Annotated in this window: 14 protein-coding genes; 11 read left to right on the plus strand and 3 right to left on the minus strand. The window is 68.2% G+C overall.

Features of this window, described 5'->3' with window-relative positions; all coding sequences use genetic code 11:
• Positions 1-182 precede the first annotated feature (182 nt).
• From OG817_RS09340 to OG817_RS09350, 3 genes are all read right to left on the minus strand, one after another.
• The gene (locus OG817_RS09340; RefSeq protein ID WP_406053292.1) at positions 183-824 is read right to left on the minus strand and encodes a DUF1961 family protein; all 642 of its coding nucleotides are present in this window, start codon (positions 822-824) and stop codon (positions 183-185) included.
• Positions 821-1,873, minus strand: coding sequence for a LacI family DNA-binding transcriptional regulator (locus OG817_RS09345; protein ID WP_406053293.1), 1,053 nt, complete (start codon positions 1,871-1,873; stop codon positions 821-823). The genes OG817_RS09340 and OG817_RS09345 overlap by 4 nt, the downstream gene beginning before the upstream one ends.
• A 690-nt stretch (positions 1,874-2,563) precedes the next feature.
• Positions 2,564-3,031 carry an NUDIX domain-containing protein gene (locus OG817_RS09350; protein WP_406053294.1) on the minus strand — a complete coding sequence of 156 codons (468 nt, stop codon included), beginning with the start codon at positions 3,029-3,031 and terminating at the stop codon, positions 2,564-2,566.
• Positions 3,032-3,120: 89 nt separating this feature from the next.
• Here OG817_RS09350 and OG817_RS09355 point away from each other — a divergent pair, with 89 nt between their 5' ends.
• The 11 genes from OG817_RS09355 to OG817_RS09405 all read left to right on the plus strand — a co-directional run bounded on the left by OG817_RS09355 (position 3,121) and on the right by OG817_RS09405 (position 14,336).
• Complete coding sequence (locus tag OG817_RS09355; protein ID WP_406053295.1) at positions 3,121-3,582, plus strand: hotdog fold domain-containing protein; 462 nt, start codon at positions 3,121-3,123, stop codon at positions 3,580-3,582.
• A 43-nt stretch (positions 3,583-3,625) separates the two neighbouring features.
• Positions 3,626-4,783 (plus strand): enhanced intracellular survival protein Eis, encoded by a 1,158-nt coding sequence (eis, locus tag OG817_RS09360; protein ID WP_406057411.1) that lies wholly within the window; start codon positions 3,626-3,628, stop codon positions 4,781-4,783.
• Positions 4,784-4,859: 76 nt separating this feature from the next.
• Entirely contained in the window at positions 4,860-5,456 is a 597-nt protein-coding gene (ruvC, locus tag OG817_RS09365) for a crossover junction endodeoxyribonuclease RuvC (RefSeq protein ID WP_406053296.1), read from the plus strand.
• A gap of 25 nt (positions 5,457-5,481) precedes the next feature.
• Positions 5,482-6,084, plus strand: coding sequence for a Holliday junction branch migration protein RuvA (ruvA, locus tag OG817_RS09370; protein ID WP_360444010.1), 603 nt, complete (start codon positions 5,482-5,484; stop codon positions 6,082-6,084).
• Positions 6,085-6,087: 3 nt separating this feature from the next.
• Complete coding sequence (ruvB, locus tag OG817_RS09375; RefSeq protein WP_396393161.1) at positions 6,088-7,134, plus strand: Holliday junction branch migration DNA helicase RuvB; 1,047 nt, start codon at positions 6,088-6,090, stop codon at positions 7,132-7,134.
• A gap of 189 nt (positions 7,135-7,323) precedes the next feature.
• The gene (gene yajC / locus OG817_RS09380) at positions 7,324-7,776 is read left to right on the plus strand and encodes a preprotein translocase subunit YajC (RefSeq protein ID WP_406053297.1); all 453 of its coding nucleotides are present in this window, start codon (positions 7,324-7,326) and stop codon (positions 7,774-7,776) included.
• 86 nt (positions 7,777-7,862) lie between these two features.
• Complete coding sequence (gene secD, locus OG817_RS09385) at positions 7,863-9,620, plus strand: protein translocase subunit SecD (RefSeq protein ID WP_406053298.1); 1,758 nt, start codon at positions 7,863-7,865, stop codon at positions 9,618-9,620.
• Positions 9,620-10,804 (plus strand): protein translocase subunit SecF, encoded by a 1,185-nt coding sequence (gene secF, locus OG817_RS09390; protein ID WP_406053299.1) that lies wholly within the window; start codon positions 9,620-9,622, stop codon positions 10,802-10,804. The genes secD and secF overlap by 1 nt, the downstream gene beginning before the upstream one ends.
• A 2-nt stretch (positions 10,805-10,806) precedes the next feature.
• Positions 10,807-11,346, plus strand: a complete 540-nt coding sequence (locus OG817_RS09395) for an adenine phosphoribosyltransferase (RefSeq protein WP_360444096.1) — start codon at positions 10,807-10,809, stop codon at positions 11,344-11,346.
• A gap of 309 nt (positions 11,347-11,655) precedes the next feature.
• Positions 11,656-13,854: a RelA/SpoT family protein gene (locus OG817_RS09400; protein ID WP_406057413.1), complete on the plus strand. Its 2,199-nt coding sequence runs from the start codon at positions 11,656-11,658 to the stop codon at positions 13,852-13,854.
• A 5-nt stretch (positions 13,855-13,859) separates the two neighbouring features.
• Positions 13,860-14,336 (plus strand): hypothetical protein, encoded by a 477-nt coding sequence (locus OG817_RS09405; protein WP_406053300.1) that lies wholly within the window; start codon positions 13,860-13,862, stop codon positions 14,334-14,336.
• Positions 14,337-14,426: the final 90 nt, after the last annotated feature.

The following is a 14,426-nucleotide window of genomic DNA, read 5'->3' on the forward strand; positions in this document are numbered from 1 at the left end:
CATCAGGCCGGCGGAAGGCGTTGTCACGTGGGTGATTCATGCGGATCCCTGCCTTGTGACGAGGGTGATTCGGGCGAAAAGTGATGTGACCATATGGTTGAATCGTCTCAATTGTCAACGGCTGGGAAAGCGTTTGTCAGAGAACGGTCAGGCGGTGGCCTGCCGACTGCCTGAAGTCGCAGTCAGGTGCGGGAAATCCGCAGGTTCGCGTACTCGCCGACGAGCGGTGCCATCTGGCGGAAGCCGAGCCGGCCGCCGGCCAGCGGCTGGTCGTCGTACCACTGGAAACTGATCAGGTCGTTGATCGCGAAGGTGATCTCGCCGCGATGGACCGAAAGCCTCAGTTTGTAAGGACCTTGGGCGTCCAGGACGCCAGGGATCGGGTCCGCGCCCTGCGCGACGAGGTGGAAGCCGTAGCTCTTGCGCAGGTTGCAGGTGTGGAACGCGCGCTCGGCCGGCCAGCGGCGCCGGAAGTACGAGACGTGGTACGTGTCCAGGTCGCCGTGGTGGTACTGCTCGTACGGGCCGGTCCTCGGGGTGAGGTCGAAGAGATCCTCGCCCTGGCGGCCCTTCGCGTGGAAGAACAGGATGCAGAGGCCGGGCTCGCGGATCGGCCAGAAGTCCCACTCCACGGTGATGTCCGGCGGGAATTCCTCGGGACACCACAGCACGACGTTGGCGTCCTGTCCGTCCTCGGGTGGTCGCGTGCTCTCCAGCCGCAGCCGGCCGAGCGGGAACGAGACGGCGCCATCGCCCTCAGTCCGGAAGCCGTCGAGATCAGCCGCCGACGCGAGCGGGTTCTCGTACAGCACCTGGTCGCTCATGTGCGGCGCCGGGTGTGGTCGCTGGATTCGCGGACGATCAGGTCGGGCTGGAAGATCACCTGCCGGTGCCGGTGCTGCTCGGCCGCCTCGACCTCTTCCTGCAGCAACTCCATGGCGGACCGCCCGAGCATCTCCGCCGGTTGCCGCACCGACGACAGCGCTACGGCGGCGGCCCGGGCGAAGTCGATGTCGTCGTACCCGACGATCGCCATGTCGCGGGGAACCTGCAGACCGGCGACCGACATCGCCTGCAGGAAGCCGAGCGCGAGCAGATCGTTGGCCAGGAAGGCGGCGGTCGGCCGGGACCGTGGTGGCAGTGCCGCGATCTTCTCGCCGATCGCGCGGCCCTCCACGACGCCCATCACATCGACCTCGTACCGCTGCAACTCGACGTCGTCGGCCCGCTCGACCGTCGCCGCGAACCCGGCCATCCGGTCGGACACCTGCTGCATGGTGAAAGGTCCACCGATAAAGGCGATCCGGCGATGCCCGGACTCGATCAGGTGATTCCCGGCGAGCCGTCCGCCGAGCTGGTCGTCGACAGACACCGAGCAGAACCCGCGATCCGCGGCACGGTCCACGAGGACGACCGGCGTACCGCGCGAGACCAACGCCGTCAGCCGTGGATCGTTGCTGTCGAACGGGGTGATCAGGATGCCCATCACCCGCTGCTGCTCGAGCTGGTCGAGGTGGTGACCTTCGCGGACCGGATCGGTCTTGCTGTTGCAGAGCATCACCACGGTGTCGTGCTCGTACGCCAGCGCTTCGGCGCCCTCGGCGAGGTCGGTGAAGAACGGGTTCGCCACGTCGAGCACGACCAGGCCCACTGTCCGGCTCTTGCCGGCGCGCAGGTGCCGGGCGGCCTCGTTACGCACGAACCCCAGCGCGCGAATGCTGTCCTGCACGCGCTGCCTGGTCGCGGGAGCCACGATCCACGGCCGATTCAGTACGTTGCTGACCGTCCCGACCGACACACCCGCGCGATGCGCGACCTCTTTGATGCTGGGCGTTGCCATCGTCCCCCGGTCGCGGCCGTAGATCCTCGTCACGCCCACTCTATCCACCCCGGATTGAATCGTCTAAATACCTTCGTCGAGGAACCCGCAACGCACACCGCCACGCGGCGGCTGTCTTCTGGCCGCCTCCGGCGGCGAGCCGCTGACCGGTGACACGGGTGGGGTCCTCGGCGGGCACACCCGTCGGCGGTGGAAGAGGTGATCGGCGGAAGCACCACGCCAGGGACACTGTTGCGCCTGCTGCCCCTTGGCGGCGTGCGGTGAGGTGTACCGAAGGACAGGTAGTGGTGCCGCCATCCGAGCTCTGGCACGGCTCATGCGGTCGCCCGTGGCGATTTGCCGGCGACTTCTCACCGTCCTTCGGTACACCTTGGCCACCTTCGGCGGCGGCCCCTCACCGGGAGACCGAGGAGGGTCCGCGGTGGCGTTGCCGGTCGGACGGGAGGCGCGGCGGTTCGCGGTGGGTGTCGTACTTAAGGACGGGTAGTAGTCCGAGGATTTGGGCCATGGCTCGGTCCGCAGAGCGGGCGGTGATGACTCGCCGCCGACTACCACCCGTTCTTCGGTACGGCTCGGCCGTCGGAGGTGGCCCAGTGGACAGGCATGGGGGAGGCGATGGCTGTCGGGAGGAGGGAGACCGGCTCGGGTCGGTGTCTGTGCCGGAGTTGCGGTGGTGTTGTGGAGTCGCTGGTGGTGACTGGCCAGAGGCGAGAGGGCTCGGGATTAGTCGACGTGGGAGCGGATGCCGGCCTTGTAGGCGTTGATCTGACGGAGCATTGAGGGGTGGATGTCCAGGGTTGGGAGTTCGTCGACGGTGAACCAGGCGACCTCGCTGGCTTCGGCGTTGGGAGTGGGTTCGCCGGTGATCGGGCGGCCTATCAGGGTGATCTCGAACTCTTGGCGGGTTTCGCCGTCGGAGTACCTGACGATGTGGCTGGGGTCGGAGTAGATGCCGAGGAGGTTGGTGACCTCGGCTGTGATGCCGGTTTCTTCCCAGCATTCTCTGACCGCACATTCGCTCGGCGTCTCACCGAAGTCCTGTGCGCCGCCGGGCAGCGCCCACTGTCCGGTGTCACGACGCTTCTGCAGAAGGAGCTGGCCGGCGTCGTCCACCACCAGCAGGTTGCAGGCCGGAACGAGAGAGTTGGGGGCCGGGGCGTCGGGGTCCCCGTAGTACTCGGTGCGCGTCATTGAGGGTCGACTCCGGGTCGAGGTGCCGCGATACTACCCAACCCACTGCAGGGTGGCGGGCTTATGTGACTCGTGGGTAACATGTGGGGATGGCGAGTCGGGTGTTGGGGATGTGGGAGCGGTTGCGAGGGCTGCCTGGTGGGGAGCGGGTGTTCTCGCGGGCGTTCACGTGGCAGGCGCCGTACTTTCGGTCGATTCGGCCGCGCTTTGTTCAGGTGAGTCCCAACTACGCGGCGGTCGTGTTGCCGAAGCGGCGGGCAGTACAGAACCACATCGGCACGGTGCATGCGATTGCCGTGTGCAACGGTCTCGAGGCGGCGATGGGAGCGTTGGCCGAGGCGACCGTCCCGGTGGGGAAACGCTGGCTGCCGAAGGGGATGGAGGTCGCGTATCTGGCCAAGTCGACCTCCGATCTGACCTGCTCGGCCGAGACGGATCCTGGTGCCTGGACGGCGGGGCCGGATGTGCCGGTGCGGGTCCAGGCGACGCGGGACGACGGCAAGGTTGTTGTCGAGGGCACCATCCATCTCTGGGTGACGGATCGGAAGTAATAGCGAGCAGCCCGGCGAGGGCTCACGTAGGGTCTTCGGCGTGATGGATGCGCTGCGGGTGGTGAATGTTTCCGAGGCTGATCTGGACTCGGTGTGGGAGGTCCGGCTGAGGTCGTTCGGACCGGGTGGGGACAAGGACGAGTGGCGCAAGGATGCGCTGCGGTTCATCGAGGACGGCCGGTACGTCGGAGTGGCCGACGGGGACGTGGTCGTCGCCGCGGCCCGGATCTGGCCCTTCCAGCAGTGGTGGGGCGGTCGACGGGTCCCGATGGCCGGCATTGCGGGCGTAGTGGTGTCGCCGGAGTACCGCGGCCGCGGAGTCGGCAGCATGCTCATGCGCGGGGTGCTGCAGCGCAGTGTCGAGATGGGCTGTCCGCTGTCCGGGCTCTATCCGGCGACGACTGTGCTCTATCGGCATCTGGGGTACGAGTTCGCCGGCGGCCGCTACAAGTTCTCCTTCCAGTCGTCGGACCTGCGGTCACTGGGCGGCAAAGGCGTGACGCTGCGGAAGGCCGGCCGGGAAGATGCTCAGTTGGTCATCGACCTGGCGAGCAAGGTGCATGAGAGCCGACGGTCCAACGGTCCGCTGATCTGGCCGCTCGCCCAGGTGGAGTCCTGGCTGGAGGACGAGTCCAACTTCGCGTACGTCGCCGACGACGGTTTCGTCGTCTACAACTGGTCCGAGCAGAACCTGTCCGTCGACGAACTGATCGCCGGGTCAGAGGGGACCACGCGGGCGTTGTGGACGACGGTCGGGTCCGGTGCGTCGATCGCGAGGACTGTGCACGCGTACACCCCGCCGACTGATCCGATCAACCTCATGGCCGAGCACGAGGCGGACTCCACCGCGAACGTCTCGCGCTGGATGCTCAGGCTGCTCGACGCCCCGGCCGCGATCGCGGCGCGCGGGTTCGCGCCCGGCGCCGTACTGGAGGTTGACCTGCGGATCGACGACCCCGACGTACCGGCGAACACCGGCGACTGGCACCTGTCCGTCGCCGACGGCGCCGGCAGTCTCACGTCCGCACAGCCGTCTGGTGACGCACTGCGCCTCGGCCCGCGCGGACTGGCCGCTCTGTACGCCGGTACGCCGCTCAACGCCCTGCGATCGGCCGGTTTGGCCACGGGCCAAAGCACTGCGGATCTCGCGATCGATACGGCCTTCGGCGGCCCCACGGCGTACATGCTCGACTTCTTCTGAGGCGGGGCGGCGCGTCGATTTCCGGGGCCTCGCGGGCGGCCGTTAGGGTTGTCGAACAAACGTTCGGAGGTGATCCATGCGAGTGCTCGGCGTCGACCCGGGATTGACCCGGTGCGGCCTCGGCGTCGTCGAGGGCACCCCGGGCAAGCCGCCGGCGCTGGTCGCCGTTGGTGTGATCCGGACGCCGGCCGATCTGGACGTGTCCCGGCGGCTGGTGCAGATCGAGTCCGAGCTGGACCAGTGGATCACCGAGCACCGGCCGGATGCGGTCGCGGTCGAGCGGGTGTTCGCGCAGCACAACGTCCGCACAGTGATGGGTACGGCGCAGGCCTCAGGGGTGGCCATGGTGGTGGCTGCTCGGCGCGGTCTACCGGTCTCGCTGCACACACCGAGTGAGGTGAAGGCGGCGGTGACGGGTTCGGGGCGGGCCGGCAAGGAGCAGGTGACGACGATGGTCACGCGGATCCTCAGGCTGGCCGAGCGTCCGACGCCCGCCGATGCCGCCGACGCGTTGGCGCTCGCGATCTGTCAGGTGTGGCGCGGCGGCGTGACCAGCAAGCTGCAGGAAGCAGCCGCCAGCCGGTCGAATCTGGAAGCCATGGCGCAGGCGCAATCGCGTCTGCAGGTGGCCAGACTGCGTGCGGCGGTAGCGGCGCAGGAGAGCAAGAGATGAGCACGGTCGTGCAAGGAGGTCGGGGATGATCGCGTTCGTGCGCGGCCCGGTGGCGGCAATCGGGGTGGACAGTGCCGTGATCGAGGTCGGGGGAGTGGGCCTGCAGGTGTTCTGTCACCCCGGCACGCTGGCGGGGTTGCGTCCGGGGCAGGAGGCGCGTGTGTCCACCTCGATGGTGGTGCGCGAGGATTCCCTGACGCTGTACGGGTTTGCCGACGACGACGAGAAGAGCCTGTTCGAGTTGCTGCAGACGGCGTCCGGTGTCGGGCCGAAGCTGGCGCAGGCCGCACTCGCCGTGCTCAGCCCGGACCAGTTGCGCCAGGCCGTCGCCTCCGAGGATCTCGCCGTACTGGTGAAGGTTCCGGGGATCGGCAAGAAGGGTGCGCAGCGGATCGTGCTGGAGCTGAAGGACAAGATCGGTGCGCCGTCGAAGACGGTGACCGGCCGCCCGCTGCAGTCCCAGGAAGCTTGGCGGGACCAGGTGCATGCCGGTCTGGTGGGCCTGGGGTGGTCGACACGTGACGCCGAGGACGCCGTCACCGCGGTGTCGCCGCTGGCCGCCGACAACCCGAATCCGTCCGTCCCCGACCTGCTCCGCGCTGCGCTGCGCGTGCTTTCGAAGGCTTAGCCGATGGAGGACAACGTCCGGCCGCTGGTGTCCGCGGACGCGGTGGACCTCGAGGAACGCAAGATCGAGTCCGCGCTGCGGCCGCGCACGCTGGCCGAGTTCGGCGGCCAGCGCCGGGTCAGTGAGCAACTCGAGCTGGTGCTGCACGCGGCGCGAGGGCGCAACCGGGCACCGGATCACGTTCTGTTGTCCGGACCGCCCGGGTTGGGCAAGACGACGCTGGCGATGATCATCGCCAGCGAGCTGTCCGCACCGCTGCGGATCACGAGCGGGCCGGCGATCCAGCATGCCGGCGACCTGGCCGCGATCCTGTCCGGATTGAGCGAGGGCGAGGTCCTGTTCCTGGATGAGATCCACCGGATGTCCCGCCCTGCTGAGGAATTGCTCTACATGGCGATGGAGGACTTCCGCGTCGACGTGATCGTCGGCAAGGGCCCGGGCGCGACCGCGATTCCGCTGGAGATTCCGCCGTTCACGCTGGTCGGTGCGACCACGCGGGCCGGGCTGCTGCCGGGGCCGCTGCGTGACCGGTTCGGATTCACCGGTCACTTGGAGTTCTACGAGGCGGCCGAGCTGGAGAAGATCGTGAATCGGTCCGCCGCGCTGCTCGACGTGGACATCACACCGGAGGGCGCGGCCGAGATCGCTTCCAGGTCCCGCGGTACGCCGCGCATCGCGAACCGGCTGCTCCGTCGCGTCCGCGACTACGCAGAGGTCCGAGCGGACGGGATCATCACGCTCGCGCTGTCGAAAGCGGCCCTCGAGCTCTACGAAGTGGACAAGATGGGCCTGGATCGGCTGGACCGGTCGGTCCTGGACGCCTTGTGCCGCCGATTCGGCGGCGGACCGGTGGGACTTTCCACGCTGGCTGTTGCGGTCGGCGAAGAACGTGAGACTGTGGAGGAAGTGGCCGAACCGTTCCTGGTCCGGTCGGGCTATCTGGCCCGTACGCCGCGTGGTCGCGTCGCCACGCCCGCGGCCTGGCGGCACATCGGCCTGAAAGTCCCGAAGGGCGCGACGTTCGCCGACACGCTTTTTGACGAAGACTGAATACTGTGTGTTGATCGGTCCGCAGGCCGAGTCGAGTAACGCAAACGTGACCCGGTGTCATGAGGTACTTGTTGCCGCCCACGGCTAGACTCGCCGGTGGCCTGACCTAAGGTCATTCCGCTGCGACCTGCGCGCTTGCAGAGCGTGCCGGACGCCCGTACTCCCGACGACGAAGGATTCTGAGTCCCGATGCAACTCATCGCCGTACCGCTCGCCTCTTCCGGGGGCGGTGGCTCCGCCTTCACCTTCCTGCTTCCGCTGATTCTGATCGTCGGAATGATCTGGTTCATGAGCCGCACCCAGCGTAAGCAGCGGGCGCGCCAGGCCGAGACCGTGGCCGCTCTCACCCCGGGCACGAAGGTGATCACGACCAGTGGCCTGGTCGGGATCGTCGAGGAGACCGACGACGAGTACGTGACCCTGGAGATCTCCGAGGGTGTGCTGGTGCAGGTGGTCAAGGCCGCGGTCGGCCGGGTGGTCCCGGAGGAGGACCCCGCCGCGACGATCGAGGAGCCGGCCGGGCAGGACCTGGCCGACGACGCCGAGAAGGACTCCGTCGACGTACCGGACGCCGGCAAGGACAAGGCCGCGGACAAGGTGCAGGACGCGCCGAAGCTCCCGCCGACGCACACCGAGAACTGATCCACCGCCCCTGACGGAGTGCGGCGCGGTCATCAGCGTCCACAAGATGGTGTGGCGCGCCCAGAAGCACAAAGGTTGAAACTGACGTGGCAACAACGACGACATCCCGCCCCGGGCGGCTACTGATCGTCTTGGGGGTCATTGTGGTCCTGCTGTTCGGGATCATGGGGCTCACCAAGACCTGGAAGCCCAAGCTCGGTTTGGACCTGCGCGGTGGCACCACCATCACGCTGACGGCCAATTCCCTCGCCGGTGGTGGTTCGGTGACCGCCGACCAGCTGAACGAGGCGAAGAACATCATCTCCCAGCGGGTCAACGGTGCGGGTGTCGCCGAAGCCGACATCACCACCTCCGGGGCGAACCACATCAACGTGGCCGTCCCGGGTGCCACGCAGGACGCCCTGGTGAAGCAGATCGGTCAGACCGCGCTGCTCTACTTCCGGATCGTGTACGACGCCCAGGCGGGCGCGCCGGCGCCGGCTCCGACGTCGACCCCCACGGGCACGCCGAAGCCGAGTACGAAGCCGACCACGACGCCGAAGCCGAGCACCACGGTCAAGCCCAGTACGCCGGCGAACACGCCGAACGGGCGGGCCTGGAGCAGCGCCCTCGGCAACGCCACGCCGACGCCGACCCCGAAGCCGAGCACCCCGGCGACCGCCAAGCCGAGCACTCCGCCGGCGACGCCGTCCACGCCGGCTGCCAACGGTGACCCGCTGAAGTACACCCCGGACGCGGCCACCCAGGCGGCGTTCGCGGCGTTCCAGTGCACCGACAAGGACATCGCGGCGCAGACGGACGACCCGAACAAGCCGTTGTTCTCCTGCGACCGCCAGCGGACGACCAAGTACCTGCTCGGTCCCGCGATCATGAAGGGCACCGACCTGTCCGACGCCACCGCGGGCATCCCGCAGGGCGGCTTCCAGTGGCAGGTCAACCTGAAGTTCACCGGCGAGGGCGGCGACAACTTCCTCGACGCGACGACGGCCATCTCGCAGCGCGGCGAGGGCCAGAACCAGTTCGCGATCGTGCTGGACGGCGTGACCATCTCGGCCCCGAGCGTCGCGCAGCCGATCCCCGGCGGTCAGGCACAGATCACCGGCACGTTCACCGAGACCGAGGCCCGCGACCTGGCGAACGTGCTGAAGTACGGCGCGCTGCCGGTGTCGTTCGACATCTCCTCGGTCGAGACGGTGTCGCCGCAGCTGGGTGGTGACCAACTGTCGGCCGGTATCTGGGCCGGTCTGATCGGTCTGGCGCTGGTCGTGATCTTCTCGTTCCTGTACTACCGCGGTCTGGGCATCGTGGTGGTGGCGTCGCTCGCGATCGCCGGCCTCCTGACCGGCGCCATCGTGATCCTGCTCGGCAAGGCGATCGGGTTCACCCTGAGCCTGGCCGGCATCGCGGGTCTGATCGTCGCTGTCGGTATCACCGCGGACTCGTTCATCATCTACTTCGAACGCCTCCGCGACGAAGTGCGCGAGGGCCGCAGCCTGCGCTCGTCGGTCGAGACAGGCTGGGCCCGGGCCAAGCACACCATCATCGCGGCCGACTCGATCTCGCTGCTGGCCGCGTTGGTCCTCTACGTCCTCGCCATCGGCAGCGTGAAGGGCTTCGCGTTCACGCTCGGCCTGACCACGCTGATCGACCTGCTGATCGTCTTCATGTTCACCAAGCCGCTGGTGACCCTGCTGGCCCGGACGGACTTCTTCGGCCACGGGCACAAGCTGTCCGGCTTGGATCCGGAGCATCTCGGCGTGGAACGGCTGCCCGGGCAGATGAAACCGACGGCGCGGCCGCGCAAGACGCCGTCGACGCGCAAGCCGGTCGGAGGGGAGGTCTGATGTCGAAGCTCGGACAACTCGGTGCCAAACTGCACCGCGGTGACGTCTCCTACGACTTCATCGGTCATCGCAAGCTCTGGTTCAGCGTCTCCGCGATCCTGGTGATCGTCTCGCTGGCCGGCCTGTTCGCCCGCGGCCTGGCGCTCGGAATCGAGTTCAAGGGCGGTGTCGAGTACCAGGCCAAGGTCAAGGTCACCGGCGACACGGTGCAGAACTTCACCGACGCGGCAAAGGCGACCAACGCCAAGGATCTCGGTGACCCGGTCGTCACGACGATCGGTGATGGCGCGGTGCGGGTGCAGACCAAGCCGCTCGGCCAGGACGACATCGCCAAGGTCCGCGCCGCGGTCGCCAAGGAGGCCGGCATACCGATCGACCAGGTGACCTCGCAGCAGATCGGCGCCTCCTGGGGGCAGCAGATCGCGAACAAGGCGATCCTGGCGCTGGTCGTGTTCCTCGTCTTGGTGTTCGCGGTGATCTGGCTGTACTTCCGAGAACCCAAGGCCTCGATGGCCGCCATCATCGCGCTGATCCACGACGTGACGATCACGGTCGGGCTGTACGCGATCATCGGCTTCGACGTCACCCCGGCGACGGTGATCGGCGTGCTGACCATCCTCGGTTACTCGCTGTACGACACGGTCGTGGTGTTCGACAAGGTGCGGGAGAACACCCGGGGCATCACCGGGTCCAATCGGTACACGTACTCGGACGCCACCAACCTGGCCGTCAACCAGACCGTCGTACGGTCGATCAACACCACGATCACCGCGCTGCTGCCGGTCGGCTCGATCCTCGTCGTCGGCACCGTCGTACTCGGGACCGGGCCGCTGAAGGACCTGTCGCTGGCGCTGTTCGTCGGTATCGCGGTCGGTGCGTACTCGTCGATCTTCATCGCTCCGGCGCTGCTCGCGGTCTTCAAGGAGCGTGAGCCGGGCATGCAGGCGCTGCGCCGCCGGGTGATGGCCAAGCGGGCTCAGGCCGCGGCCGCCAGTACGCCGGCTCCTGCCGTGGCGACTGCCGGTGCCGGTGCGGTTGCCGCGCGGACCGCCGTACAGGACACGCCGCGCAAGCAGGACCGCCCGGCTGGTACGGCGCCGACGCCGGCGTCACGACCGATGAAGGCCGCCGCGGCCGGACGCCCGCAGCCGTCGCGCAAACCGCGCTCGAAGCGCGGCAAGTGACGATGCGGACGCTGGAGCAGGTCCTCGCCGACGGCATTCGCGACATCCCGGACTACCCGCAGCAGGGGGTGGTGTTCAAGGACATCACCCCGCTGCTGGCCGACCACGGCGGGTTCGCCCAGGTGGTCGACGCGCTGGCCGCGTTCGGGCGTGACGACGACGGGAACCCGGTGGTCGACAAGGTGGTCGGGATCGAGGCGCGCGGGTTCATCCTGGCCGCCCCGGTCGCGCTCGCCCTCGGCGCCGGGTTCGTGCCGGTGCGCAAGAAGGGGAAGCTGCCGGCCGCGACGTACGAGGAGTCGTACGCGCTGGAGTACGGCGAGGCGACCATCGAGGTGCACCAGGACGCGTTCACGCCGGGTGATCGCGTGCTCGTGATCGACGACGTACTCGCCACCGGTGGCACGGTCGAGGCCTGTCTGCGCCTGATCCGCCGCTGCGAGGCCGAGGTGGTCGATACGGCGGTTCTCCTCGAGCTTTCCTTCCTCCCGGGCCGCAAGCGCCTGGCGGGGGAGCAGCTGAGTGCCCTCGTGACCGTCTGACAGTTCCGACTCCGGGCAAACTCTCCGCGACCAGGAGTTGACCCGGCGTGTTGTCCACAGGGTATTTCTGCCTCGTTGGCCGGCGCCCCCTAGACTGGTGGTCTGTCGGCGGAGGGACACAACGTGGGCGAAGACCCGGCGATTGCATCAGCGGTGCCGAACGTTGCACCGCAGGAGCCTCCGCGCGCGCCGGTACCGGTGCGCCCGGCGCCGGAGCCGCCTGCCGCCCAACCGCCGCGGATCGCTCCAGCCCGCGTCCGGGCCCGCCTGGCCCGCCTCGGCGGCACCAGGCACCCGAACCGGGCGCCCATGCTCGAGCCGCTGTTCCGGGTCGTCCGTGCGACCCACCCGAAGGCCGATCTCGGCATGATCGAGCGCGCCTACCGGACCGCGGAGAAGTACCACACCGGCCAGATGCGCAAGAGCGGTGACGCGTACATCACCCACCCGCTCGCCGTCGCCACCATCCTGGCCGAGCTCGGTATGACCGCGCCGACCCTGTGCGCCGCGCTGCTCCACGACACCGTCGAGGACACGCCGTACACGGTCGAGGAGCTGACCCGCGACTTCGGCGAAGAGATCGCCATGCTGGTCGACGGCGTCACCAAGCTGGACAAGGTCAAGTACGGCGAGTCCGCGCAGGCCGAGACCATCCGCAAGATGGTGGTCGCGATGGCCAAGGACATCCGGGTGCTGGTGATCAAGCTCGCCGACCGGCTGCACAACATGCGCACGCTCGGCTTCCTGCGGCAGGAGAAGCAGGAGCGGATCGCCCGCGAGACGCTCGAGATCTACGCCCCGCTGGCCCACCGGCTGGGTATGAACACGATCAAGTGGGAGCTCGAGGACCTGTCCTTCTCGACCCTGCACCCGAAGGTGTACGACGAGATCGTCCGGCTGGTCGCCGAGCGCGCACCGTCCCGCGACGAGTACCTCGCCTCCGTGATCGACCAGGTGCACGAGGACCTGCGCGCGGCCAAGGTGAAGGCGACCGTCACCGGCCGGCCGAAGCACTACTACTCGATCTACCAGAAGATGATCGTCCGCGGCCGCGAGTTCGGCGACATCTACGACCTGGTCGGCATCCGCGTGCTGGTCGAGTCGGTCCGGGACTGTTACGCGGCGCTCGGCATACTGCACGCGCGCTGGAATCCGGTCCCCGGCCGGTTCAAGGACTACATCGCGATGCCGAAGTTCAACATGTATCAGTCGCTGCACACCACCGTGATCGGCCCGCAGGGCAAGCCGGTGGAGCTGCAGATCCGGTCGTTCTCGATGCACCGCCGGGCGGAGTACGGCATCGCCGCACACTGGAAGTACAAGGAAGACCCGACGACGGCCGCGCCGGAGGTCGCCGGTGCGCCGACCACCGAGATCGGCGGGCCGAACGAGATGCCCTGGGTGCGGCAGCTCGTCGACTGGCAGCGGGAGACCTCCGACCCGTCGGAGTTCCTCGACTCGCTGCGGTTCGAGATCAACAACTCCGAGGTGTACGTCTTCACCCCGCGCGGCGACGTGATGTCCCTGCCGACCGGGTCGTCGCCGGTCGACTTCGCCTACGCCATCCACACCGAGGTCGGGCACCGCTGCATCGGCGCCCGGGTGAACGGCCGCCTGGTGCCGCTGGAGAGCACGCTCGAGAACGGTGACGTCGTCGAGGTCTTCACCTCGAAGGCGCAGGGCGCGGGTCCGTCCCGCGACTGGCTGTCGTTCGTCAAGAGCCCCCGGGCGCGGAACAAGATCAAGCACTGGTTCTCCAAGGAACGCCGGGACGAGGCGATCGAGCACGGCAAGGACGCGATCGCCAAGCAGTTGCGCAAGGAAGGCCTGCCGCTGCAGCGTCTGCTGTCGCACGAGACCCTCACCGCGGTGGCGAACTCGCTGCGCTACCCGGACGTCACCGGCCTGTACGCCGCGGTCGGCGAGAGTCACGTCAGCGCACAGGCCGTCGTACGGCGTCTGATCGAGACGTACGGCGGTGAGGAGGGCGCGGCCGAGGATCTGGCCGAGGGCGTCCACCTGCCGGCCACCCGGGAGCGGCGCAAGCGGACGGCTCGTGGCGATGCTGGTGTCATCGTCAAGGGCGCGACCGACATCCTGTCCAAGCTGGCGCGCTGCTGTACGCCGGTTCCGGGCGACGAGATCATCGGCTGGATCACCCGCGGCGCCGGTGTTTCGGTGCACCGGGCCGACTGCGCGAACGTCGAGAATCTGCAGACCCAGCCGGAGCGGATCGTCGAGGTCGAGTGGGCCCCGACCGCCCAGTCCGTCTTCCTGGTCGCGATCCAGGTCGAGGCGCTGGATCGGGCGCGGCTGCTGTCGGACATCACCCGCGTGCTGTCCGACTACCACGTCAACATCCTGTCCGCGGCCCTGACCACGACCCGCGACCGGATCGCCAAGTCCCGCTTCACCTTCGAGATGGGCGACCCGACCCACCTCGGCCACGTCCTCAAGGCTGTCCGGTCCGTCGAGGGTGTCTTCGACGTCTACCGCGTCACTCAGTAGGGGCGGTGGGCAACGCCTTCGGCAGTTCGGTCGCCGGGCCGCGCGTGCGGCTGTCCAATGGTGGTTCGGACGTGTTCCTGGACGTGCTTGCGCTGGCGGCGTGCGAGCTGGCGGAGACCGGGTTCCAGCGCGGGTTCGCCCTGCTGCTGTGCAATTCGCGGATCGGGCTGGGTAACGAGAGCTTCGATCTGGACGAGTTGCCGTGGCCGTCGGTGGGCTGGGAGGCGGAGCGTGGGTTCCTGCTGCGGGTGATCGGGTTGGCGAAGGCGCGCTTCCGGTGGGAGATGCTGTCGTACGAGCCGCCGTACGCGGAGAAGTATCTGGCGGATTACGAGGAAGTAGTGCGGGACTACCGGCCGCCGGCTGAGCCAGTGGAGCTGCCGCGGATGTGGGATCCGGAGCCGGCCGCTACGGCGTTCACTCGTTGCCGTGAGCATGGGCTGTTCCTCGGCGACTACACGGACTGCCGAGTCTGTTCGTGAAACGCCGCAGTCTGCTGATCGTCGGGGCTGGGTTGCTGGCCGGATGCAGCAGTCCTGCGAGCCCGTCTCCAACGACCTCAGCTTCCTCGA

Origin of the sequence: Kribbella sp. NBC_00889 (assembly GCF_045207705.1) — a bacterium.
GTDB lineage: Bacteria > Actinomycetota > Actinomycetes > Propionibacteriales > Kribbellaceae > Kribbella.

Bases quoted from the DNA above. Each gene is read 5' to 3' on its own strand.
- OG817_RS09350 (WP_406053294.1), bottom strand. From the start codon at position 3,031: ATGACGCGCACCGAGTACTACGGGGACCCCGACGCCCCGGCCCCCAAC.
- ruvC (WP_406053296.1), top strand. From the start codon at position 4,860: ATGCGAGTGCTCGGCGTCGACCCGGGATTGACCCGGTGCGGCCTCGGC.
- secF (WP_406053299.1), top strand. From the start codon at position 9,620: ATGTCGAAGCTCGGACAACTCGGTGCCAAACTGCACCGCGGTGACGTC.
- yajC (WP_406053297.1), top strand. From the start codon at position 7,324: ATGCAACTCATCGCCGTACCGCTCGCCTCTTCCGGGGGCGGTGGCTCC.
- eis (WP_406057411.1), top strand. From the start codon at position 3,626: ATGGATGCGCTGCGGGTGGTGAATGTTTCCGAGGCTGATCTGGACTCG.
- OG817_RS09340 (WP_406053292.1), bottom strand. From the start codon at position 824: ATGAGCGACCAGGTGCTGTACGAGAACCCGCTCGCGTCGGCGGCTGAT.
- ruvB (WP_396393161.1), top strand. From the start codon at position 6,088: ATGGAGGACAACGTCCGGCCGCTGGTGTCCGCGGACGCGGTGGACCTC.
- OG817_RS09395 (WP_360444096.1), top strand. From the start codon at position 10,807: ATGCGGACGCTGGAGCAGGTCCTCGCCGACGGCATTCGCGACATCCCG.
- OG817_RS09355 (WP_406053295.1), top strand. From the start codon at position 3,121: ATGGCGAGTCGGGTGTTGGGGATGTGGGAGCGGTTGCGAGGGCTGCCT.
- OG817_RS09400 (WP_406057413.1), top strand. From the start codon at position 11,656: ATGCTCGAGCCGCTGTTCCGGGTCGTCCGTGCGACCCACCCGAAGGCC.
- ruvA (WP_360444010.1), top strand. From the start codon at position 5,482: ATGATCGCGTTCGTGCGCGGCCCGGTGGCGGCAATCGGGGTGGACAGT.